The sequence below is a fragment of the Paraglaciecola sp. IT1134 genome (genome assembly GCF_058068185.1).
On the sequence record NZ_CM176486.1, the window covers coordinates 4,896,313 to 4,917,386 of the forward strand.

24 protein-coding genes are annotated in these 21,074 nt (G+C 46.2%); 19 read left to right on the forward strand and 5 right to left on the reverse strand.

The annotated features are described in order from the left end of the window. The first annotated feature begins 955 nt into the window (after positions 1-955). The 13 genes from AC3RV5_RS21295 to AC3RV5_RS21355 all read left to right on the forward strand — a co-directional run bounded on the left by AC3RV5_RS21295 (position 956) and on the right by AC3RV5_RS21355 (position 10,800). Positions 956-1,552, forward strand: coding sequence for an outer membrane beta-barrel protein (locus AC3RV5_RS21295; RefSeq protein WP_489729570.1), 597 nt, complete (start codon positions 956-958; stop codon positions 1,550-1,552). Positions 1,553-1,711: 159 nt separating this feature from the next. Next, on the forward strand, positions 1,712-1,990 hold the full coding sequence (locus tag AC3RV5_RS21300) for a type II toxin-antitoxin system RelE/ParE family toxin (RefSeq protein WP_489729571.1): 279 nt from the start codon (positions 1,712-1,714) through the stop codon (positions 1,988-1,990). Continuing rightward, positions 1,990-2,286 carry a HigA family addiction module antitoxin gene (locus AC3RV5_RS21305; RefSeq protein ID WP_489729572.1) on the forward strand — a complete coding sequence of 99 codons (297 nt, stop codon included), beginning with the start codon at positions 1,990-1,992 and terminating at the stop codon, positions 2,284-2,286. The genes AC3RV5_RS21300 and AC3RV5_RS21305 overlap by 1 nt, the downstream gene beginning before the upstream one ends. Before the next feature lie 151 nt (positions 2,287-2,437). Then, positions 2,438-2,716: a type II toxin-antitoxin system RelE/ParE family toxin gene (locus tag AC3RV5_RS21310; RefSeq protein WP_489729573.1), complete on the forward strand. Its 279-nt coding sequence runs from the start codon at positions 2,438-2,440 to the stop codon at positions 2,714-2,716. Further along, entirely contained in the window at positions 2,716-3,009 is a 294-nt protein-coding gene (locus AC3RV5_RS21315; RefSeq protein WP_489729574.1) for a HigA family addiction module antitoxin, read from the forward strand. The genes AC3RV5_RS21310 and AC3RV5_RS21315 overlap by 1 nt, the downstream gene beginning before the upstream one ends. 157 nt (positions 3,010-3,166) lie before the next feature. Beyond that, positions 3,167-3,409: a type II toxin-antitoxin system Phd/YefM family antitoxin gene (locus AC3RV5_RS21320; RefSeq protein WP_489729575.1), complete on the forward strand. Its 243-nt coding sequence runs from the start codon at positions 3,167-3,169 to the stop codon at positions 3,407-3,409. After that, a complete protein-coding gene (locus tag AC3RV5_RS21325; protein ID WP_489729576.1) occupies positions 3,406-3,669 on the forward strand; it encodes a Txe/YoeB family addiction module toxin in 264 nt (87 codons plus the stop codon). The genes AC3RV5_RS21320 and AC3RV5_RS21325 overlap by 4 nt, the downstream gene beginning before the upstream one ends. A gap of 992 nt (positions 3,670-4,661) precedes the next feature. Then, positions 4,662-5,750: an ABC transporter ATP-binding protein gene (locus tag AC3RV5_RS21330; RefSeq protein WP_489729577.1), complete on the forward strand. Its 1,089-nt coding sequence runs from the start codon at positions 4,662-4,664 to the stop codon at positions 5,748-5,750. A gap of 6 nt (positions 5,751-5,756) precedes the next feature. Then, positions 5,757-6,857: an ABC transporter ATP-binding protein gene (locus AC3RV5_RS21335; protein ID WP_489729578.1), complete on the forward strand. Its 1,101-nt coding sequence runs from the start codon at positions 5,757-5,759 to the stop codon at positions 6,855-6,857. After that, on the forward strand, positions 6,854-7,720 hold the full coding sequence (locus AC3RV5_RS21340; protein WP_489729579.1) for a carbohydrate ABC transporter permease: 867 nt from the start codon (positions 6,854-6,856) through the stop codon (positions 7,718-7,720). Before AC3RV5_RS21335 ends, AC3RV5_RS21340 begins: the two co-directional genes overlap by 4 nt. 10 nt (positions 7,721-7,730) lie before the next feature. Continuing rightward, positions 7,731-8,537 carry a carbohydrate ABC transporter permease gene (locus tag AC3RV5_RS21345; protein ID WP_489729580.1) on the forward strand — a complete coding sequence of 269 codons (807 nt, stop codon included), beginning with the start codon at positions 7,731-7,733 and terminating at the stop codon, positions 8,535-8,537. Between the two features lie 11 nt (positions 8,538-8,548). Then, the gene (locus tag AC3RV5_RS21350; RefSeq protein WP_489729581.1) at positions 8,549-8,824 is read left to right on the forward strand and encodes a DUF2160 domain-containing protein; all 276 of its coding nucleotides are present in this window, start codon (positions 8,549-8,551) and stop codon (positions 8,822-8,824) included. 227 nt (positions 8,825-9,051) lie between these two features. Then, on the forward strand, positions 9,052-10,800 hold the full coding sequence (locus tag AC3RV5_RS21355) for an ABC transporter substrate-binding protein (RefSeq protein ID WP_489729582.1): 1,749 nt from the start codon (positions 9,052-9,054) through the stop codon (positions 10,798-10,800). Between the two features lie 467 nt (positions 10,801-11,267). Here AC3RV5_RS21355 and rsmD read toward each other — a convergent pair whose 3' ends face one another. Next, the gene (gene rsmD / locus AC3RV5_RS21360; RefSeq protein ID WP_489729583.1) at positions 11,268-11,858 is read right to left on the reverse strand and encodes a 16S rRNA (guanine(966)-N(2))-methyltransferase RsmD; all 591 of its coding nucleotides are present in this window, start codon (positions 11,856-11,858) and stop codon (positions 11,268-11,270) included. An 84-nt stretch (positions 11,859-11,942) separates the two neighbouring features. Here rsmD and ftsY point away from each other — a divergent pair, with 84 nt between their 5' ends. Genes ftsY through ftsX form a run of 3 tightly spaced genes read left to right on the forward strand, consistent with a single transcriptional unit; the run spans position 11,943 to position 14,903 of the window. After that, positions 11,943-13,211 carry a signal recognition particle-docking protein FtsY gene (gene ftsY, locus AC3RV5_RS21365; protein ID WP_489729584.1) on the forward strand — a complete coding sequence of 423 codons (1,269 nt, stop codon included), beginning with the start codon at positions 11,943-11,945 and terminating at the stop codon, positions 13,209-13,211. Positions 13,212-13,220: 9 nt separating this feature from the next. Further along, on the forward strand, positions 13,221-13,904 hold the full coding sequence (gene ftsE, locus AC3RV5_RS21370; RefSeq protein ID WP_489729585.1) for a cell division ATP-binding protein FtsE: 684 nt from the start codon (positions 13,221-13,223) through the stop codon (positions 13,902-13,904). 18 nt (positions 13,905-13,922) lie between these two features. After that, positions 13,923-14,903, forward strand: a complete 981-nt coding sequence (gene ftsX, locus AC3RV5_RS21375) for a permease-like cell division protein FtsX (RefSeq protein WP_489729586.1) — start codon at positions 13,923-13,925, stop codon at positions 14,901-14,903. 35 nt (positions 14,904-14,938) lie between these two features. Here ftsX and AC3RV5_RS21380 read toward each other — a convergent pair whose 3' ends face one another. Beyond that, positions 14,939-16,183 carry an EAL and HDOD domain-containing protein gene (locus tag AC3RV5_RS21380; protein WP_489729587.1) on the reverse strand — a complete coding sequence of 415 codons (1,245 nt, stop codon included), beginning with the start codon at positions 16,181-16,183 and terminating at the stop codon, positions 14,939-14,941. 521 nt (positions 16,184-16,704) lie between these two features. Between AC3RV5_RS21380 and rpoH the strand changes: the two genes are divergently transcribed. Beyond that, positions 16,705-17,556: an RNA polymerase sigma factor RpoH gene (gene rpoH, locus AC3RV5_RS21385; RefSeq protein WP_489729588.1), complete on the forward strand. Its 852-nt coding sequence runs from the start codon at positions 16,705-16,707 to the stop codon at positions 17,554-17,556. Between the two features lie 83 nt (positions 17,557-17,639). On the opposite strand, the gene AC3RV5_RS21390 is transcribed toward rpoH, so the two are convergent. The 3 genes from AC3RV5_RS21390 to pip form a co-directional block, all read right to left on the reverse strand. Next, positions 17,640-18,563 carry a bifunctional GNAT family N-acetyltransferase/hotdog fold thioesterase gene (locus tag AC3RV5_RS21390; RefSeq protein WP_489729589.1) on the reverse strand — a complete coding sequence of 308 codons (924 nt, stop codon included), beginning with the start codon at positions 18,561-18,563 and terminating at the stop codon, positions 17,640-17,642. Positions 18,564-18,681: 118 nt separating this feature from the next. Next, the gene (gene dtd / locus AC3RV5_RS21395) at positions 18,682-19,119 is read right to left on the reverse strand and encodes a D-aminoacyl-tRNA deacylase (protein ID WP_489729590.1); all 438 of its coding nucleotides are present in this window, start codon (positions 19,117-19,119) and stop codon (positions 18,682-18,684) included. Next, positions 19,116-20,084, reverse strand: a complete 969-nt coding sequence (gene pip / locus AC3RV5_RS21400; protein WP_489729591.1) for a prolyl aminopeptidase — start codon at positions 20,082-20,084, stop codon at positions 19,116-19,118. The genes dtd and pip overlap by 4 nt, the downstream gene beginning before the upstream one ends. 94 nt (positions 20,085-20,178) lie before the next feature. Here pip and AC3RV5_RS21405 point away from each other — a divergent pair, with 94 nt between their 5' ends. Next, the gene (locus AC3RV5_RS21405) at positions 20,179-20,406 is read left to right on the forward strand and encodes a hypothetical protein (protein WP_489729592.1); all 228 of its coding nucleotides are present in this window, start codon (positions 20,179-20,181) and stop codon (positions 20,404-20,406) included. Between the two features lie 4 nt (positions 20,407-20,410). Next, entirely contained in the window at positions 20,411-21,046 is a 636-nt protein-coding gene (locus tag AC3RV5_RS21410) for a DUF2959 domain-containing protein (RefSeq protein ID WP_489729593.1), read from the forward strand. The last annotated feature ends 28 nt before the right edge of the window (positions 21,047-21,074 follow it).

Consider the following 21,074-nt stretch of genomic DNA (forward strand, 5'->3'; position numbering starts at 1 on the left):
CGCTAAATAACATTTTGGCTCGAAATTGATCTCGATGGATGTTATTCAGCGATCTAAGTTGATGTTATTGGTTGATCTCGATGGATGTTATTGGGCGATCTAAGCTGATGTTAATATGCAACTCATCACCAACGGTTACGCGGGATGGGTAAGGCAAAAGTATTACTCAAACACGCCTGATTACCCTCGTTCACTGACATAAAACAAAAGAGCCCACCACCACAAAGCCAATGTGAGGCATGACGCTGCACGTAATCTGGCTCAAACCGGTTATTTTATTCTTTTTACAAAACCACTGGCCAAAGGAAGGCGTGAATAGCGCCGCAATGTCCTTCGCTAACAGCACGTCAATAAAATAATGTTCTATGAATAATCAATTTAGTTACAATGGATGTCTAGATAATCTTCTTACTCAAACACGCCTGATTACCCTCGTTCACTGACATAAAACAAAAGAGCCCACCATCACAAAGCCAATGTGAGGCATGACGCTGCACGTAATCTGGCTCAAACCGGTTATTTTATTCTTTTTACAAAACCACTGGCCAAAGGAAGGCGTGAATAGCGCCGCAATGTCCTTCGCTAACAGCACGTCAATAAAATGATGTTCTATGAATAATCAATTTAGTTACAATGGATGTCTAGATAATCTTCAAGCCATTTTTAATGCGATTGCCCTACCCGGTTTGGCTCTTGCTATTCGCTAGTAATTAACGTTTAATAACGGTAAGTTAATTAAACGGTGTTCTTCCTACAGAGGACTTTCATCCGGGGCGGACTCCGCTCATTAGTTCATGTCCATGCTGAGCGTACACAAGCAAATAAATCAGGACTAAAAACAGTTGGTTTTGCTCCTGCGTCGCTTATTTTAACCAACTATTTTTAGCCTATTATTTGGGCGTTATATCTAATCAAAATTTCGCTAATACCATCGAGTTATTTAAAAGGACTTAAAATGAAAAAATTATTACCTTTAACATTCACAATTCTAGCATCAACTTATGCATCCTCTGTATGTGCTGACAATAGTTGGTTTCTTGGTGCATTGTATAATGAACAAGAGATATCAATACATGGTCGAGATTTTAATACTGCAGGAGTCATAGCTGGGTATCAATATAATAAATACTTTGCGCTTGAAACCCGATTAACTACAGGTACATCTGGTTACTCAAGCTTTTATGGTACTCCAGAATTACCTAGAGGTAGCTACAAGGAAGACATTGACACTCAAGCCTCACTATTAATTAAAGCATCTTACCCTATTTTTGAATCATTCAATATTTATGGCTTAGCGGGGTACACTAATACAAAGTTAGAAATAAATGGTTTTGGGCAAACCAATGACTCAAATGGGAATATTATAGGGGATTACCCTTACAAACGTACAGAATCTGAAAGTGGTTTAAGTTATGGTCTTGGCTTGAGTTATCAGGTCAATGAAGAGTTAAATATATTCTTTGATTATCAGGTGCTTCCCGATTTCGCTCCTACCTCCAACTTTTCAGAAAGCTGGAAAAGTACGACTATTGGTGTTAACTACTCTTTCTAATATATTTAAATATAACAAGAACTTAAAACGGAAAAATACAGTTGGCTGTTTTCACTACGTTCAGCATTTTAGCCAACTATAATTTTCCGCTTAAGTAAGCATCAAATTTCAAAACATAAATCGTGGCAACCTGAAACCCTTCAGGTTACACTTTATTTTATGATTAAAAGCTTTATCCATAAAGGTCTCCAAAAAATTTACTCATCAGGCATCACTTCTGGTATCCAGAAAAAGCATGCGAAAAAGTTGCGCCTTATTCTTACTAACTTGGATCAAGCAGAAACGCCAGAAGATATGGATTTGCCTGGTTTATTTATGCATTCGCTAAAAGACGATAGAAAAGGTATATGGTCTGTGCGTGTAAGTGGTAACGGGAGAGTTACTTATCGTTTCGAAGATCGGGATGCTGAAATAGTAAATTACGAGGATTATCACTAATGGCTATGTTTAACCCTGCACACCCCCGAGAGGTTATCAAAGATCTAGTAATAGAGTCTTTGGGTTTAACTATCACTGACGTTGCAAGTCACTTGGATGTAAGTCGTAAAACGCTATCTAAAGTTTTAAACGCACGAGGTTCTGTTACTCCTGAAATGGCAGTGCGCTTAGAGCTAGCATTTGGTAAGCCATCAGCCGATCACTGGCTACGCTTGCAAAATGCATATGATCTTTGGCAAACAAGGCAACAAAAAGAGTCGCTGCATGTATCTCCATATAACTTGAAAGCGGCATAGATAAATTTAACAAAGCGTTCAAAAGGATTCAGTAATCTTGTCCCCGTTGCTGCAAAGGAACACATCAAAGTCGCTAAAATCACTTCACTGCTTAGCGAAGCGTTAGTCGTCAATTATTGAGTTGTGGTGCGCATCACGCTACACTATCGCTATGATCAAATCATTCAAACACAAAGGTCTAAGGCTTTTTTACGAAAAAGGTAAGACTTCAGGCATTCAAACTAAGCATTCGAAAAAACTTAGAATGCAATTAGCTGCAATTGATACTGCAAAAGAAATTGATGATATCAATTTACCCGGTTTCTATTTACATCAATTAAAAGGAGGGCGGTCCAGTATTTGGTCAATCTCCGTCAATGGCAATTGGAGAATTACGTTTGAATTTAAGGATGGTAATGCTTTCATCCTAAACTACGAGGATTATCACTAATGAATATGTATAACCCCCCTCACCCAGGCGAATTTATAGAATCGATTTATCTTGAACCGCATGGGGTTAGCTGTAGAACACTCGCCAGCCATCTTGGTGTGGCTGCGTCGACCCTTAGTAGGGTAGTAAAAGGAAAAAGTGCAATTAGCCCTGAAATGGCGCTTCGTTTGTCTAAAGTACTTGGAAGAAGCCCAGAAAGTTGGCTGAGTATGCAAGATAATTATGAGCTGTGGCAAGCAAAACAAAATGTGGATCTAGATAATGTATATCCACTAGACCTGCATATCGCCTAACAAGCCATTTTTGCGGATGAAGATCACTTCTAACAGTTGGCTAGTTTCGCTTCGACCACAATTTTAGCCAACTATTACAAGCCCCAAATTGGGGCGTTGGCAGTACATTAATTGACATAGCGTGCGCCTAAGCGTACGCTTTTGATTGGAGGTACTTATGACCACATTAACCGCAACAGAGGCGCGAGCAAATCTTTATCGCGTTATTGATGAAACTGCTGAATCGCATGTCCCTGTTAGGATAACTAGTAAGCGAAATAATGCAGTTCTATTGTCTGAAAAAGATTGGGATGCTATTCAAGAAACTTTATATTTATTATCTGTACCTGGGATGCGTGAATCCATAAAGGATGGTTTAGAGACCGATATAAATGATTGTTCTGAGGGCTTAGATTGGTGACATGGAAAGTTGTATACACTAAGCAAGCTCAGAAGGATGCGATAAAACTTGCTAGTAGCGGCCTAAAAAGTAAAGCTGAGGTTTTAATCGATATACTCAAAGAAGATCCTTACCAATCCCCTCCCTCTTTCGAAAAATTAATCGGTGATCTTTCTGGCGCTTATTCACGACGAATAAACATACAACATCGATTAGTATACCAAGCCTTCGAATCGGAAAAAATAGTGAAAGTACTGCGATTATGGAGTCACTATGAATAATAGAACTGCTAACAAACAAATAATGTCAGGAACGCGAAAAACAATGCGCGCCCCATATTTGAGCCGTTAATATCTGCTTTAAAGTGATAGCTCAGTCAAAAACTGAGCACCCCCAATGTCTCCTTCACGACCTGAGTCAGTCGCTATCCGTCGCTCATGTGTTATGTTGATCGATTGAACTCAAAGCTCTTTCCTGCCCTTCGCATAGTTTCGCCGTCTGTGTTGTTCAACCATTTCATTATCTAACAGTAAAAAACTGTTACTTTTCACAAAACTGGTCTTTACTTAAAATGTTTGATATCTCCTTTCAATTGACTACATTTAAGATGTGCTGCCCCCGGTGATTACTCGGGGTTTTTAACTAATTGTAAGGTTGTCTTTTCTAGCACCGGTTTATCGCTGCACTCCATAGTCATCCAACCTGTCAATCATTCAGATTGAATGTCCTCAGGTGAACGATAACGTGCAACAGGAAAATAAAATTGCCTCTGAAAATGAGGGAAATTCTCCGTGGCTCACTTTTTGATTATGAAATGTTACCGAGAAATACTGAAAGGATTGCTTCTTTTAATATCAAACGCACAAGAATAGCCAGACATATATGTTAAATATTATTCAGCAGAAAGAAAGGAGGCCGAGCTTAAAAAAATAATGCTGCCAAGTAATATATCTATCACCAACTTATCTGACTGCAAGGGGATATGACCCCACACCAAAGATACAGAGGATTAGAAAAAGCGGCTAAAATACTCTACAGTTTTAGTTGATCATTACAGCTGAGTTGATGTGTGGTGTATTTTGTTTTGCAGGTAAAGTAGTCATGGGTAATCTTACAGTTTAATCAATAACTACAGTATAGGCTTATATAGGACAGGATGACGAAGATAGACTATTGCAGTTACAAGGTGCATCGGTGAGCTACCGTATTGCCATGTGGCCGCGACCATGCGTAATAACATAAAACCGATCGAACAAAAACAAGGATCAAATCTATGTCGTTAACACTGGAAAACGTCTCCCGTGCGGTTGATGGCGTCCCGCACATTGCAGGCGCCGATATCACCTTTGAGGCTGGCTCCTTCAACGTTCTACTGGGTCGGACCTTGGCAGGAAAGACGTCTCTTATGAGACTTATGGCTGGGTTGGATAAGCCGGACACTGGCCGAGTACTTATGGACGGGCGGGACGTAACAAATGAATCGGTTCAGCGCCGCAATATTTCAATGATCTACCAGCAGTTTATCAACTATCCCAACCTGACCGTGTGGGAAAACATTGCGTCGCCTTTGCGGATGGCCAAGATGAAAGAGGCCGAGATCACCCGCCGGGTCAAAGAAACCGCTGCCATGTTGCAGATAGAGCCACTGCTTAAGCGTTTCCCATTGGAGCTTTCCGGCGGCCAGCAACAGCGCACAGCCATGGCGCGCGCGCTGGTTAAAGATGCCAGCCTGATTCTGTTCGACGAGCCCCTGGTCAACCTCGATTACAAACTTCGTGAAGAGCTGCGAGCGGAATTGCGGGAGTTGTTCAAGGAACGTAATTGCATCGCGGTCTATGCCACAACGGAGGCCAACGAGGCGCTTGCGCTGGGTGGCGTCACGACGTTGCTGCAAGAGGGCAATATTATTCAGTCGGGGCCGGTAATGTCGGTGTACCGCCAACCCTCGACGGTGACAGCTGCGGAGCTTTTCAGTGAGCCACCGATTAATCAGATCAAAGGGCGGGTAACAGAAACTGAAGTCACATTTGATGACTACGCCCATCACCCGCTGACTCGCAACCTGAGTGATCTTGCGCCTGGCGCATATCAGTTTGGCGTGCGTCCCAGTCATATCAGTCTGGTACCGCAAAACGACGATGATCTCGAGCTTGCCATGACTGTGGAACTGGGTGAGATCAGCGGGTCAGAAACCTTCATGCACGTGAAGAATGACCATTTTTCGCTGGTGCTGCAGTTGATGGGGGTGCACCAATACCACACGGATACGCCCGTTAAAATTTATTTACCGATCAGCAAGTTGTTCGTTTTCGGGGTGGATGGGAGCTTGATTCAAGCACCGCATCACCTGTCCAAGGAGTGAGTGAAGATGGCTGAGATACAACTAAAATCATTGGCGCACAGTTACAGCAAACACCCTTCGGGCGCCGAAGACTATGCCATTCGCCAGATGAGTCACGTCTGGCATAATGGTGGCGCTTACGCTTTACTAGGCCCCTCAGGCTGCGGTAAAAGCACCATGCTCAATATCATATCGGGCTTGCTACAACCCTCTGAAGGAGAGGTGTTGTTTGACAACGTCAAGGTCAACGAGCTGTCGCCGAAAGACCGGAACATCGCCCAGGTGTTCCAGTTCCCGGTCATCTATGACTCCATGACGGTGTACGACAACCTGGCCTTTCCGCTGCGCAATGTGGGCATGCCAAAAGCCAAGATCAAAGCCAAGGTGGACGAAATAGCCGCCATTCTTGAGCTCGGTGAGGTGCTTCACAACAAGGCCAGAAATCTGACTGCCGACGAGAAACAGAAAGTGTCCATGGGCCGCGGTCTGGTGCGCGACGACGTGTCGGCGATCCTGTTTGACGAACCACTCACCGTGATTGACCCGCAGTTGAAATGGAAGCTGCGTCGTAAACTCAAACAGATCCATGAGCAGTTCAACATCACCATGGTGTATGTCACCCACGATCAGCTGGAAGCGTCTACCTTCGCCGACAAGATAGCGGTGATGTACGAAGGTCAGATCGTCCAGTTCGGGACGCCGCGGGAGCTGTTTGAAAGCCCTAACCACACCTTTGTTGGGTATTTTATTGGTAGCCCAGGCATGAACCTGATTCCGGTTCAGCGAACGGAAACGGGCGTCGAATTTGATGGCCTGCCGCTGCACATTCATCCGGAACTGGCGAAATACGCGGAGACCAGTACCTCGTCGAACATCAAAATCGGGATTCGTCCTGAATTTGTTCGCCTGTCCAATACCCCGGCTGATGACAGCTATGAATGTCATGTGAAGTACATAGAGGATCTGGGCACTTATCGGATTGTTACTCTTGAGCTCGGGTCCCAGACGTTACTGGCGCGGATTGATGAAGACCAGGTGATTGAGGGCGATACCGTGCATATCGGTTTTCCCCGCCAATGGCTGAAGCTTTACATCGATGAATTTCTGGTAGAGGGAGCGACAGGATGAACAAGGTACCCAACAACAAGGCCTGGTGGCTGGTGCTGCCGGTTTTCATCCTGGTGGCATTTTCCGCGCTCATTCCGCTGATGACAGTGGTCAATTATTCGGTCCAGGACATATTTGGCCCGGGACAGGCTTACTTCGTGGGCACGGAATGGTTTGAAGAAATACTCGGGGATGAGCGGCTGCAGGACTCTCTGGGCCGTCAGTTTCTGTTTTCTGCTGCCGTGTTGTTTATCCAGATTCCCCTGGGAATAGGGATCGCGCTGATGATGCCTACCCGTGGCAAACGTGCCTCTGTATGCCTGATTATGCTGGCCATCCCGTTGCTGATCCCTTGGAACGTAGTTGGCACCATCTGGCAGATATTTGGCCGTGGCGACATTGGGCTGTTCGGCTGGGGATTAAACCAGCTCGGGTTCGATTACAACTACACCGCCAATACCGGTGATGCCTGGGCAACCGTACTGTTGATGGATGTCTGGCACTGGACGCCGCTGGTAGCGTTGCTCTGCTACTCCGGTCTCAAAGCAATACCTGAAGCGTTCTACCAGGCGGCGGAAATAGATCGCGCCTCCAAGTGGGCTATCTTCCGTTATATCCAGCTCCCTCGCCTAAAAAGCGTTTTGGTGATCGCGGTGCTGCTGCGATTCATGGACAGTTTCATGATTTACACTGAGCCCTTTGTCCTGACAGGTGGTGGCCCGGGCAGCTCAACGACGTTCCTGAGCCAGACCCTGACAACGATGGCCATCGGTCAGTTCGATATTGGTCGGGCAGCCGCCTTCTCACTGATCTACTTCCTGATCGTGCTGTTGGTGTCATGGCTGTTCTTTACCGCTATAACCCACCTCGACAAGCAAAAGTGAGGGCTTAGTGATGAAAATGAATAAACGTAAAAACTTTGGTATTACGGCCTACATCATCCTGCTGATGTTGCCGATCTACTGGTTGCTGAACATGTCGTTCAAGACCAATCAGGAAATCCTCGGACAGCTGACTTTGTTTCCCCATGACTTCACGCTGGCAAACTACGCGACGATTTTTACCGATCCGAGTTGGTACTCCGGTTATACCAACTCGATGATCTACGTTTCAATGAACGTGGTGATCACCCTGTTGGTGGCGCTTCCTGCAGCCTATGCCTTCAGCCGTTACAAGTTTGTGGGTGACAAACACCTGTTCTTTTGGCTGCTCAGCAACCGCATGGCGCCACCTGCGGTGTTCCTGCTGCCGTTCTTTCAGCTCTATTCCTCTATTGGCCTGTTTGACACGCACATAGCGGTAGCGTTGGCTCACTGTCTGTTTAATGTTCCGCTGGCGGTGTGGATTCTGGAAGGTTTTATTTCGGGAGTTCCAAAAGAGTATGACGAGATGGCCTATATTGATGGTTACAGCTTTCCAAAATTCTTCGTGAAGATATTTATTCCGATGATTCGTTCGGGGATTGGTGTCGCGGCTTTCTTTGCTTTCATGTTTTCCTGGGTGGAGTTGTTGCTGGCGCGAACACTGACCTCGGTAGATGCTCAGCCTATTGGTGCGATCATGACGCGGACCATGGGGGCCAGTGGTATTGACTGGGGCGTGCTGTCCGCAGCCGGGGTATTGACTATTCTTCCGGGTCTGCTTGTGGTCTGGTTCGTCCGTAACCACATTGCCACCGGCTTTGCCCTCGGTCGGGTATAAGGAGAGTCATTATGATTGCCTGGATGAACTGGACCTTACCGGTCGCTATTTTCTTTTCCGTAATTGCCGCTATTCTTCTGGTGATGACGGTGTACGAAGTTGTTTCTCCCTGCACCGAGCGCAAGGGGTTTCTGCCCATCGCAACCACCCGTGGTGACCGTTTGTTCATTGGTCTGCTCACAAGTGCTTACCTCAACCTGACGTTTTTGGGTTTAACCGAACTCAGCCTTTGGATAGCCCTGGCGGTCTCGGTTGTCTGGGTCGCCATACTGCTCCGCTGGGGCTAACAAAGGAGATTGCGTAAAAAGCCGGGAAACATGCGCAAATTTTAAAAATTTGCGCATTGATGTTTTTCTACAAACGAACTAATGTTTTATTTATGGCCGAAAACGATCACAGTATTGTTTTCGAGCTGCCACATGACGGGTGACTGACGTCAGGTGAGACGGATTTAAAACCAAAGGCTTTTGCCCGGTCGTCATCCCGAATTCTAACAATACAAACGAGGTTGGATATGCTTAAGAATAATAAGTATCCGAAAGCGCTAATGCTGAGCATTGCGGTAAGCGCGGCAAGCCTGGGGCTCAGCCTGGAGGCTTACGCGGATCAATACTCCGACGCGGCCAAGAAGTGGGTGTCCGAAGAGTTTGAGACGTCAACGCTCAGCCAAGATGAACAGCTAAAGGAAATGGCCTGGTTTACCGAAGCCGCCAAACAGTTCCGCGGTATGGAAATTAATGTGGTTTCCGAAACCATTGCAACTCATGAGTACGAGTCCAATGTTCTGGCCAAGGCTTTTGCGGAGATTACCGGTATTAAGGTGACCCACAACCTGATCCAGGAAGGTGATGTCATCGAGAAGCTGCAGACCCAGATGCAATCCGGGCGCAATATTTACGACGCCTATGTCAACGATTCCGATCTGGTCGGCACCCATTGGCGTTACGGTAAAGTGGTTCCTATCTCCGACATGATGGCAGGCGATGGCAAAAGCATCACCAACCCCATGCTGGACCTGGACGATTTCATCGGTCTGGATTTCACCACCGCCCCCGACGGCAAGATTTACCAGCTGCCTGATCAGCAGTTCGCTAACCTGTACTGGTTCCGAGCGGACTGGTTCGAGCGCGAAGACCTTCGTAAACAGTTTAAAGACATCTATGGCTATGAGCTGGGTGTGCCTGTTAACTGGTCCGCCTATGAGGACATTGCCGAGTTCTTTACCGTCAGTGTGAAAGAAATTGATGGCCAGCGCGTTTATGGTCACATGGATTATGGCAAGAAGGATCCATCATTGGGATGGCGCTTCACGGATGCCTGGTTTTCCATGGCGGGCGCTGGCGACAAAGGCTTGCCAAACGGCATGCCGGTGGACGAGTGGGGGATTCGGGTTGAAGAATGCCACCCGGTCGGCTCCAGTGTGACCCGCGGCGGTGCCACAAACGGACCGGCTGCGGTGTACGCAACCGAGAAGTACGTCGACTGGTTGCGCAAGTATGCGCCGCCGGAAGCGCAGGGCATGACATTCTCGGAGGCCGGGCCGGTACCTGCGCAGGGCAATATTGCTCAGCAGATCTTCTGGTACACCGCGTTTACCTCCAGCATGACCGAAAAGGGCTTGCCGGTGGTGAATGAAGACGGCACGCCGAAATGGCGGATGGCACCTTCACCCCATGGTCCCTACTGGGAAGAGGGCATGAAGCTGGGTTATCAGGACGTGGGTTCCTGGACATTTCTGGATTCCACGCCTGAAAAACGCCGTCTGGCGGCGTGGTTGTACGCCCAGTTTACGGTGGCGAAAACCGTATCCCTGGAGAAAACCCTGGTGGGTCTGACGCCGATTCGTGAATCGGATATTAACTCCCAAGCGATGACCGATGCCGCGCCCATGCTGGGTGGTCTGGTCGAGTTCTATCGCAGTCCGGACCGGGTGAACTGGTCACCGACCGGTACCAACGTGCCGGACTACCCGAAGCTGGCCCAGCTGTGGTGGCAGTACATTGCCCAGGCCGCCAGTGGCGAGCGCACTCCGCAACAGGCTCTTGACGGACTGGCCGAAGCACAGGACAAGGTGATGATGCGCCTGGAACGCGCCTCTGTAATGGCCACCTGTGGGCCCAAGCTGAATGAGCCACGGGAAGCAAGCTATTGGCTTAACCAGCCTGGCGCACCGAAGGCTAAACTTGCCAACGAGAAACCACAGGGCGAGACAGTGCCTTATAAAGATCTCCTGAAGCGCTGGGAAGACGCCCGCGAGGGATAAATGTCTGGGCAAGCCACCGACATACATGAGTTTTGTCGGTGGCTTGCAACCTGTTATTTTAAGGGGCTGGGCTTTCGCAGAGGGCGCCAATTCCGCAGCCGATTTATCCCCTATGTACGCGAATCAGACGATACGTGCCTCGATGTTAGTTATTTCCCAATCTCTGTCAGATCCCCGATACTCGAAGGCCTGCCCAACCGAACAGCGGATGAATGGCTGCAATCATGAAGCAAAACTGGCTATTCGCCGCTATTCGAATAGCGTGTGGCTGATGAAAAAAAGGGCAATGTGTTGAAAAGACAATGGGTAACCGTAATGGATACGCCTATGCGCCCCAGACTGTGAGTCCCAATCGAAAGCTTGTTGTGTTGGACCGGTGACCGGTAGTCTGCGCCGGTCACCGGCCCGTCAGGTCCAGTTTGAGCCTGTAGATAAAACGCGTCTCTTCGAGTCCGAGTTGCTGCAGCTTATGCGCTATTGCGGTATAAACGGGAAACTACTTGTTTACCCGCAGTTTGTTTTAACAATTGCCAGCTAGCAGGAACCGGGTAGTGGGCATTTTGCGTTTCACATTCTATGTAGATGATACCGTTACTGTTGAGGAGCCCATGCTGAGCAATCAAGGTTATGCACTGGGGTAATAAATTGCGATTAAAGGGCGGATCCAAGAAAATCAGATCATATTTATCAATTAACTGTGCCAGCACGACCAAGGTGTCACCACTGATCACCTGAGCTTGTACCGATTCGACCTGTAGTAAAGCCAAATTCTGTTGTAAAGCCGCAACGGCTTTTTTGTCTAATTCTATGAAGGTGGTGTGCTGGGCGTGCCTGGAGAGGGCTTCAAAACCCAGACCGCCACTGCCGGCAAAAGCATCCAGGCACCGGCTCCCCTGTGTGTAGGGCATCAGCCAGTTGAACAAAGTTTCTTTATTTTTGTCGGTTGTCGGGCGCAACCCTTTGACATCCAACACAGGCAGTTTGCGGCCACGCCAACGCCCACTAATAATACGTATAGCACCATTTGCACTTTGTTGTTTTTTTACGTCTCGCTTCATTTATCTTAGAAATGCTATGATTGCCCTTTACTGGAGTCAGTGTACTCAATTAACCTAACGATTTCCCAAGGATTTCTAGTCAATATGTCCAAGTTTTTCGGTTGGCTCAAAAAAGACAAGCAAACGTCAGAGTCGCAAAAAGATGCACAAAACACAGAAAGTGAAGCCCAATCTCCTTCATCTGAGCCAACCCATCACGCTGAGTCAAACCCAAATAATCAGCCAAATGGATCCCAGTCCGGCGTCACCGAGATAGGCTTAGAGCAACTGTCCGGCACCCAGGTGGAAACCGTTCCCCCGGAGCTAGAAGCTTTAGCCACGGAGCAAAAAACCACCACAGAGCAATCTGTAATAGCACCAGAGACTACTTTAGCCACTCCCCAGCCCGATGTTGCCGCCGATAAACCAGAAAAAAGCGGTTTTTTATCTAAATTAAAACAGAGTTTGTCCCGAACTAAGGAGAACCTGGGCAGCGGTCTGATCAGTTTATTTCGTGGTAAAACTATTGATGACGAATTATTTGAAGATCTGGAAACCCAATTACTGGTTGCGGATGTGGGTATGGACACCACTACCAAAATCATTAAACAGTTGACTGACAGTGCTGGACGCAAACAACTCAAAGACGGAGAAGCCTTATATCAGTTACTCAAAGAGCAGATGACCGATATTCTCAGTCAGGTAGACAAACCCCTTGACGTTTCCTTGGATAATGGCCCGTTTGTAATCTTGATGGTTGGGGTCAATGGCGTGGGTAAAACCACCACCATAGGCAAGATGGCCAAACAGTTTCAACAGCAGGGCAAAAAAGTGATGCTGGCCGCTGGCGATACCTTTAGAGCCGCTGCGGTGGAGCAATTGCAAGTATGGGGGGAGCGTAATAATATCCCGGTCATCGCCCAGCAAACCGGATCAGACAGTGCATCGGTAATTTTTGACGCCTTACAATCGGCTAAAGCACGCAATATAGATGTTTTGATAGCTGACACCGCCGGACGCTTGCAAAACAAAGAGCATTTGATGGAGGAGTTAAAAAAAGTGGTCCGTGTCATGCGTAAAATCAATCCTGAAGCTCCCCATGAAATCATGCTAACCCTGGATGCAGGTACCGGCCAAAATGCCGTAAGCCAAACCAAGTTATTCAATCAAGCTGTGGGTCTTAACGGTATCACCCTGACCAAACTTGATGGAACAGCTAAAGGTGGCGTGATCTTCGCTATAGCGGATCAATTCAAGATCCCGATCCGCTACATAGGTGTGGGGGAAGGAATAGACGATCTACGCCCATTTAACAGCCGCGAATTCGTCGACGCCTTGTTTGTCGAAAACACCACTAATGCCAGTAACCTGTAGCCAGCACAGATGATCAAATTCGAACAAGTGAGTAAAACCTACGCCGGTGGTCAACAAGCTTTGCGCAAGGTAGATTTTCATATCGAGCCTGGTGAAATGGCGTTTTTGACCGGTCATTCAGGGGCCGGTAAGAGCACCTTGTTAAAATTGATCAGCATAATGGAACGACCGACTGTGGGCAGAGTGCTTATTAATGGCCATGATCTGAATATTATCCAACGTCGACAAATTGCCTTTATCAGACGCGACATAGGCATGATATTTCAAAGCCATCAATTGTTAATGGACAAGAGTGTGTTCGATAATGTGGCCTTACCCTTAATTATCGAAGGCTATTCACATAAGGAAACCGGCAAACGGGTACATGCCGCGTTAGAAATGGTCGGGCTACGGGACAAGGTCAAAAACCTGCCTATGATGTTATCCGGAGGTGAGCAACAACGGGTGGGTATCGCCCGGGCGGTGGTCAACAAGCCCCCGTTATTATTGGCCGATGAGCCAACGGGCAACCTCGATCCTAAATTATCCATGGAAATTATCCGATTATTTGAGGACTTTAACCAAGCTGGTGTGTCAGTCTTTATTGCAACCCATGATTTGGGGCTTATAGCACGCATGAAATACCGGACCCTCACGTTGCGTAACGGGAATATGATCACCGATGGTTTATCCGAAGAATTCCAGACGTCATAGCCAATATGAGGTAACAACATGAGTATCTTATTTCAGGGCAGAGCTCAGGGCGCCCAGCTTAGTCAAATATCGTCACTTCAGCGTATACAAATGTTTTTTATTAGCCATCTGCGCCAAGCACTTAGTAGCTTAGGAGAGTTATGGCGAGCCGGTGCTGCTTCACTGATGACAATCGGTGTATTGGGCTTGAGCATCACCTTGCCCAGTACCTTGTATATTCTGGTCAAAAATGCCGAACAAGTCAGTTCCGGCTGGGAGCAGGCTTCGGAAATTTCGCTGTTTCTCAAAAACGATCTGGCTCAACAGGATATCGATCAACTACTCACCCGCATCAATCTTTGGCCCGAAATTGGCAAAGTTACCTATATTCCGGCCAATGATGCCCTGGCCGAATTCCAGGAACTGTCAGGATTTGGGGATGCTATTGCCTATTTAGATAAAAACCCCCTGCCCCACGTAGTACTGGTGACTCCAACGGATAAACATGCAGGCCCCACAGCAGCACGACTGCTGCTGAATAAATTGCGTAAAGAACGGGAAGTGGATATAGGCAAATTAGACGTGGAGTGGTTAAAAAGACTGGATGCCATACTCAACGTAGCCAAGGAGTTGGTAACCGTCATCGCCTTACTGCTGTTTTTGGCGGTGATCCTGATCATCGGTAACACCATAAGATTAAACATTTTAAGTAAAAAAGACGAAATATTAGTCATGAAGCTGGTGGGCGCAACCGATGCGTTTATTCAACGCCCCTTTATGTACACGGGTTTCTGGTATGGCTTGCTTGGTGGCTTACTGGCCTGGATGGCCGTCATTTGCCTGTTATGGTGGATGAGCGCCAGCGTGTCGGCGGTCAGTGCCTTGTATCAAAAACAATTCAACCTAACCGGGGTGGATTTCAATACTTTGCTGGTGATGTTAGCCACATCCATTTTCATCGGTTTGGCCGGCTCGGTTATTTCGGTGAAAAGGCATGTAAGGGATATTGAGCCGAAGTAATTTACCGGGGAAGACCCATCCCCCGAGCAATTATCCTATCCTCTTTTACTTGCTGGAAAATGTGGGGATATAGATTGACGCAGACCGTTTCCCCATAAAATAGATTGGTTAAAAATACTGTGCAGGCGTTTCTGATCTATTTTAAGCATGCCCGCGATGCGGATGACTTTCAGCCAATTGGCACTCTCAAATGCCTTCACCAGAAGTAAATAAACAGACAAATCGTTTTGTCCGCCGCTCAGGGCATATTTAACCTCCTCAGTTAATGGCAACTGTGCGAGTAAGGTTTCCATATTTTGATCAAGCAGCGCATCCAACAATGAAAACAGACCCACTAAGAAACCCACAGGAGGATTGGCGCCTTTTTTGGTTTCCTGGGCCAATAAATCACAAAACTTCGCCCTTACCAAGGACAAATGCAGTAACTCTATGGGTTTGTTATCGTTCAGGTTCGCCAGGGCAAGCAGGGCAATAAACTTTTTAATTTCCACTTCACCTAAGTAATTCAATGCATGACGCAAGGACGTGATTTCATAACGCTTATTAATCATCGGATTATTGACAAAGCGCAATAACATATAAGACAAACCAACATCATGTTCTATCACACTGTTAATTTGCTCCACGTCGAATGTTTCGCTGGAACTGGCGCCCATCAACTCCACCAGGGTGAGTTTTGAGGTCGGCAAATGTTGATGTTTAATGGTGTCCGGCCGGGCAAAAAAGTAGCCTTGAAAATAGTCGAATCCCATATCATGGTAGATAGCAAAATCTTGTGGACTATCGACGTTTTCAGCCACCAGCTTGACCTTTGCATCAACCAAGCGTGGCATGCTACGAGAAATAGTTTCATGATCACTTTGCATGACATTAACTTTGATAATATCAACGTAAGGCAAAAACTCGTTCCATTTAGGATCGAGGTGATGATCATCCAGCGCAATCTTAAAACCTGAATTCTTAACTTTTTTGCATACATCCAGCAAGCTGTCATGGCCAAACATGCCGTCTACCAACTCGACCACAACATTTTCCGGGTCAAAAGATTTAGGCAACCCCTGGATTAAGGTCTCTTTCTGAAAATTGATAAACGATTTTTTACTACAAGATATGTCATCTAAATTCAAGGTCAAATAGTTCTTGGCAATCAATTTAGCGGTTTTCTCATCCCTAACCACATCGGGATAACAATTATTTTTGCCATCCCGAAACAGTAATTCGTAAGCGAAAACATCTTTACGTCGATCGAGAATAGGTTGACGAGCAATAAAGGCGAACATTAACTTCCTTTTAAATTTATGTATCTAATTCTTGAAATTTGAAATTTAGTGACCCCATCGTTGCCTCATGGTTTTGAGTCAATGATGGGAGCTACAACAACAGTATATAATATTGAGAGTACCAGACCTGATGAAAGTTTGTAAATAGTCTATATTCTGCGCAGCCCCCACAATGGCTGCATTTGCTACGGGCAAGGCTTTGCAGTCCTTGTTAATGTGGCTTGTTATCTTCAGGTTACATATTAAAAACCACAAGGTAGTTTTTCTAACCGCTACATCTGTTACTATCCGCACTTAGATCGTCTTTAGCAGCGTTTTAAACAAGGGATTTATATTTGTTCCGATCTCCACAGCATTCTAAGAGATCTTGATTTTTATTCTAACGTACCCACATATTTGAGTTGCTAAATGAAATTTTTTTGAATTTGAGTGGTCTATCACAGCAGATTGAACTCAAAATGGTTCGCGGAAAGTAAAGTGATTTGCTAATATTCCCAACCTAATCGTTATACGAGGTAATTATGACAACAGACATGCGTGCATTGACGTTAACTGTCCCACAGACGGGTAGTATAGAGACTTATATTCAGGCGGTAAGCAGTATTACTATGCTCAGCGCAGAAGATGAACGTGGTCTGGCTGAACGTTTGCAACAAGATGACGACTTATTAGCGGCCAGAAAGCTGATCATGTCTCATTTACGCTTCGTCGTACACATAGCCAGGTCATACTCAGGCTATGGTTTGCCTCAAGCAGATCTTATCCAGGAAGGCAACATAGGTTTGATGAAAGCCGTCAGGCGGTTCGACCCCACAGTTGGCGTTAGGCTAGTCTCATTTGCAGTGCATTGGATTAAAGCCGAAATACATGAGTTTGTATTACGTAACTGGCGCATAGTTAAAGTTGCCACCACTAAGGCACAACGCAAATTATTCTTTAATCTACGTAAAAATAAGAAACGTTTAGGTTGGTTTACCCATGCTGAAGTGCAAAAAGTTGCCCAGGAGTTAGGTGTCAGCGAGAAAGAAGTACTGCAGATGGAAGCCCGCATGAGCAGCCATGACCAGTCATTCGATTTATCTGCCGACGATGACGAAAGTGGCAGTTTCGCCCCTGTGCAGTTTTTAGAAGATAAAAGTGCAGATGTTGAAACTGATGTAGCTAATGCCGATTGGGATACCGCCGCTTCGAAAAAGCTTTATTCGGCAATTAAAACCTTGGATGAGCGCAGTCAGCATATCATTCAAACCCGTTGGTTAAGCGATGATAAAACCACGTTGCAAGATTTGGCTGACAAATATGAAGTATCAGCAGAACGGGTTCGACAAATAGAGAAAAACGCCATGAAAAAACTTCAGGGTGCTATGGTATAAACTTTGGTCAACCAGTATATTTAATAAAAAAGCGCATATCATGCGCTTTTTTATTGCCTAAAAAAAAGCTACAAAATCTATATTTAACTACCCTCTTCTGAACTGCCAGGGGCTTCAGGTAAAATCCAGAACACGCCGTTAAATTCGGCTACCGCAGTATCACCATCCAAGATATTAACCTGTAATTTAATCTGGCACTTTTTGTTGCGCGACAAGGGTTCTAATTTTCCGCTTAATGACTCGATATGACACAAAGCTCTGGGCTGCATAGTGATGGGTTTGTGGTAATGAATATTACCATCGCCCAACACAATGTCGCCGCTGAGGTTCTTTTGTTTTAACTGTAAGAAAATCATCCCCCATCCCGTTAGGGTCGCCAAGGAAAAAATGCTACCCGCAAACATAGTGCCATGCAGATTGATATTTTTATTCAGCGAGGCACGATTTTCCAGGGTCTTACCTGAGTATTGATGTAATTTGATCCCCATCTGTTCGCTGATGGGAATAGTCTCGTGCCAGATTTCCTGTAATTGTTTGCACCATTTGGGATGCAGCAAGATAGTGTTATGGGCGAGCAACCGTTTTACCATTTGCTGACGTTTCAGCTTGCCTAACTCACTGGGTGCTTCTTTTTGTATTTCAAAACCGCAGCTAGTAAAAAACGGGATAGACAATTCACGGCTGTTGGTGACCATTCTCACCGCCCCTTCTTGTCTGGCAACCGACTCAAGTGCCGACATAATCATCTTCGCCAGGCCTTTACCCTGGGCATCAGACGCGACCGCTATATGCCTGATCTGGGCTTCTTCGGCACTGTTCATATGCACCCTACCAACGGCAATCACTTCACCTTTAGCACTGCGTATCATGCGGTGCTGGCTGACCTGCTCATATTCGTCTTTTTCCGAGCCCAATGGATAATTCCAGGGTTTACGCAACATTTGCCAACGAAACTCGAAATAGTCGGCAAAGTCTTGTTCAGAAACTGGCGTATCAATTCTATACATTGCTAAGTATCTATCCTCGTTGCAGTTACTGGCACCTAGAGACAACCCCTGGTTGCTCAATTAGGCGATATGCTATTTACTGAATATCATTAAATAGCATTCTGGGGTCTGCCGCAAATTATACTTCCAGGCTAAAGGTAACCGGCCCGTCATTGACCAGAGAGACTTGCATATCTGCGCCAAACCGGCCAGTTTGGCATTTTATGCCGGACGCTTGAGCACAGTGAATGAAATACTGGTATAGGTACTCCCCCCTTTCAGGGGAAGCCCCGGTAGAGAAACTCGGACGTAACCCTCTGTTAGTATCGGCGACCAGAGTAAATTGAGAGACGATCAGTAATTCACCGCCAATCTGTTTAAGATTAAGGTTCATTTTACCGTTGGGATCGGCAAATATACGGTAATTGATAATCTTGTTTAACAGTTTGTTTGATTTAGCTTCATCATCATCTTTGTGCACCCCGAGCAAGAGTAAAATACCTTGCCCGATATTGGCCACATCCTGGTTGTCAATGATGACCCTGGCTTGGGCTACCCGCTGGATCAAGCCTTTCACGCTTGTTCTCTGATAAAAGTCGCCATAGCGTTAGTCGCCAGGCACAACGCCGCGGTGATTTTTGGCTCCCCAGAACTATGTCCCGATTCAGGTACTATGGTCAGCTGACTTGCATCCCACTGCTCACTTAGTGCATAGGCACCTTGCAGTTTACATACACAATCGTATCGTCCATGCACAATATTAGAAGGTATCGTATTGATCTTATGTATATTTTTCAGGATGTAATCCGCTTCAATAAAACAAGCATGTTTAATATAGTGACACTCTAGAAGCGCTAAACTGATGGCGCGATGCACATCTGGCATTAATATCTCTTCGTCCAGCGCACTGTGAAGTCGACTAATGCGCGCTTCCCACAAACACCAGGCTTTGACCGCCGCCATTTTACTTACTTCATCATCACCGGTGAAAATTTGATAATAGGCTTGGGACACCGACATCCGGGGTAACTGCTCTTGCACCGGCTCAATAAAATCTTGATAGAAATCGGGAAACAGCTGTGCCGCACCGCCTCGTTTATCCAGATACCAATTAAAATCTTCTTGCCGACCTAGAAAAATACCACGTAATATTAGTCCTATCACACTTGAGGGCTCATCAATCGCTAACAACAGCGCCAAGGTTGAACCCCAAGAGCCGCCAAATAGCAGCCATTTTTCTATCCCCAGATGGCGCCGTATCTTGTGTATGTCTTGGATCAAATCTTGGCTAGTATTATCCGTTAATTCTCCAAAGGGTTCAGATTGCCCACAACCCCGTTGATCAAAACCGATGATCCAATATTTTTGCGGATCGAAAAAACGCCGGTAGTCACCGGATAAACCCGCCCCCGGTCCGCCATGCAAATACAATACAGGTATCCCCTGGGGATTCCCGGTTTGTTCGAGATAAAGACAATGCTGCGCGCTGACCTGCAACATTTCACTGAGAAATGGCTTAATAGCCGGGTATAATTCACTCATATTAGTGGGTACGTCATAATTGTTTGTCGCATTAGTTTGTTTTAATTTACTATTAGTAGTGAACAATAGTGAAATAAATCATCAGGAGCAACAGATGTCAGGACAAGGTTCAGGTGGCAATGTCATTGCCGCACTATGTAATTTCTTCATTCCAGGTTTGGGTCAACTGGTACAGGGCAGGATATTAGCGGCCCTAATCTTCTTTGTTTTAGTTAGTGTAAATTATACGTTAGCCGCAACAGGGATTTTATTTTTTATGGCATTGTTCGGTTTTATCTTCCATGTCTGGTCGATTATCGATGCCGCCAAGTACAGGGGTTAAGAGTATGAAATTCATTTTAACGTTAGTTATGCTGACTATGCTGACCGCTTGCCAGAGCGCCTATTATGCCGCCTGGGAAAAAGTGGGTGTGGAAAAACGCGATATATTGGTGGATCGAGTCGAGGATGCCAAAGACTCCCAGGAGGACGCCCAACAACAGTTTAGCTCGGCCCTTGAACAATTCAGCCAACTGATTAACTTTGATGGTGGTGAACTGCAGGACAAGTATGAACGCTTAAAAAACCAGTATGAAGCCAGTGACCAATCCGCTCAGGAAGTCAGTAGCCGCATCGACAAGGTCGAAAGTGTCGCCGAAGCGCTGTTTGATGAGTGGGAAGATGAACTGGAAAAATACACCAGTGAAACCTTACGCCGGGATAGCGCCAATACCCTGAAGGATACCCAAAGGCGTTATAATAACCTGGTAAAAGCCATGCATAAGGCCGAGAGTAAAATGGCCCCGATTTTAGCGACGTTGCATGATAACGTACTGTATTTAAAACATAACTTAAATGCTAGCGCCATCGGTGCATTGCAAAACGAATTTACTGGGGTGAAAAACGACATCAACCTGCTAATCAGCGAAATGAACAAAGCGATTGCCGAGTCCAATGCATTTATTTCCAGTATGCGCAGCTGAGTGGCTCTCTGGTCCCTAGTGAGGCAGA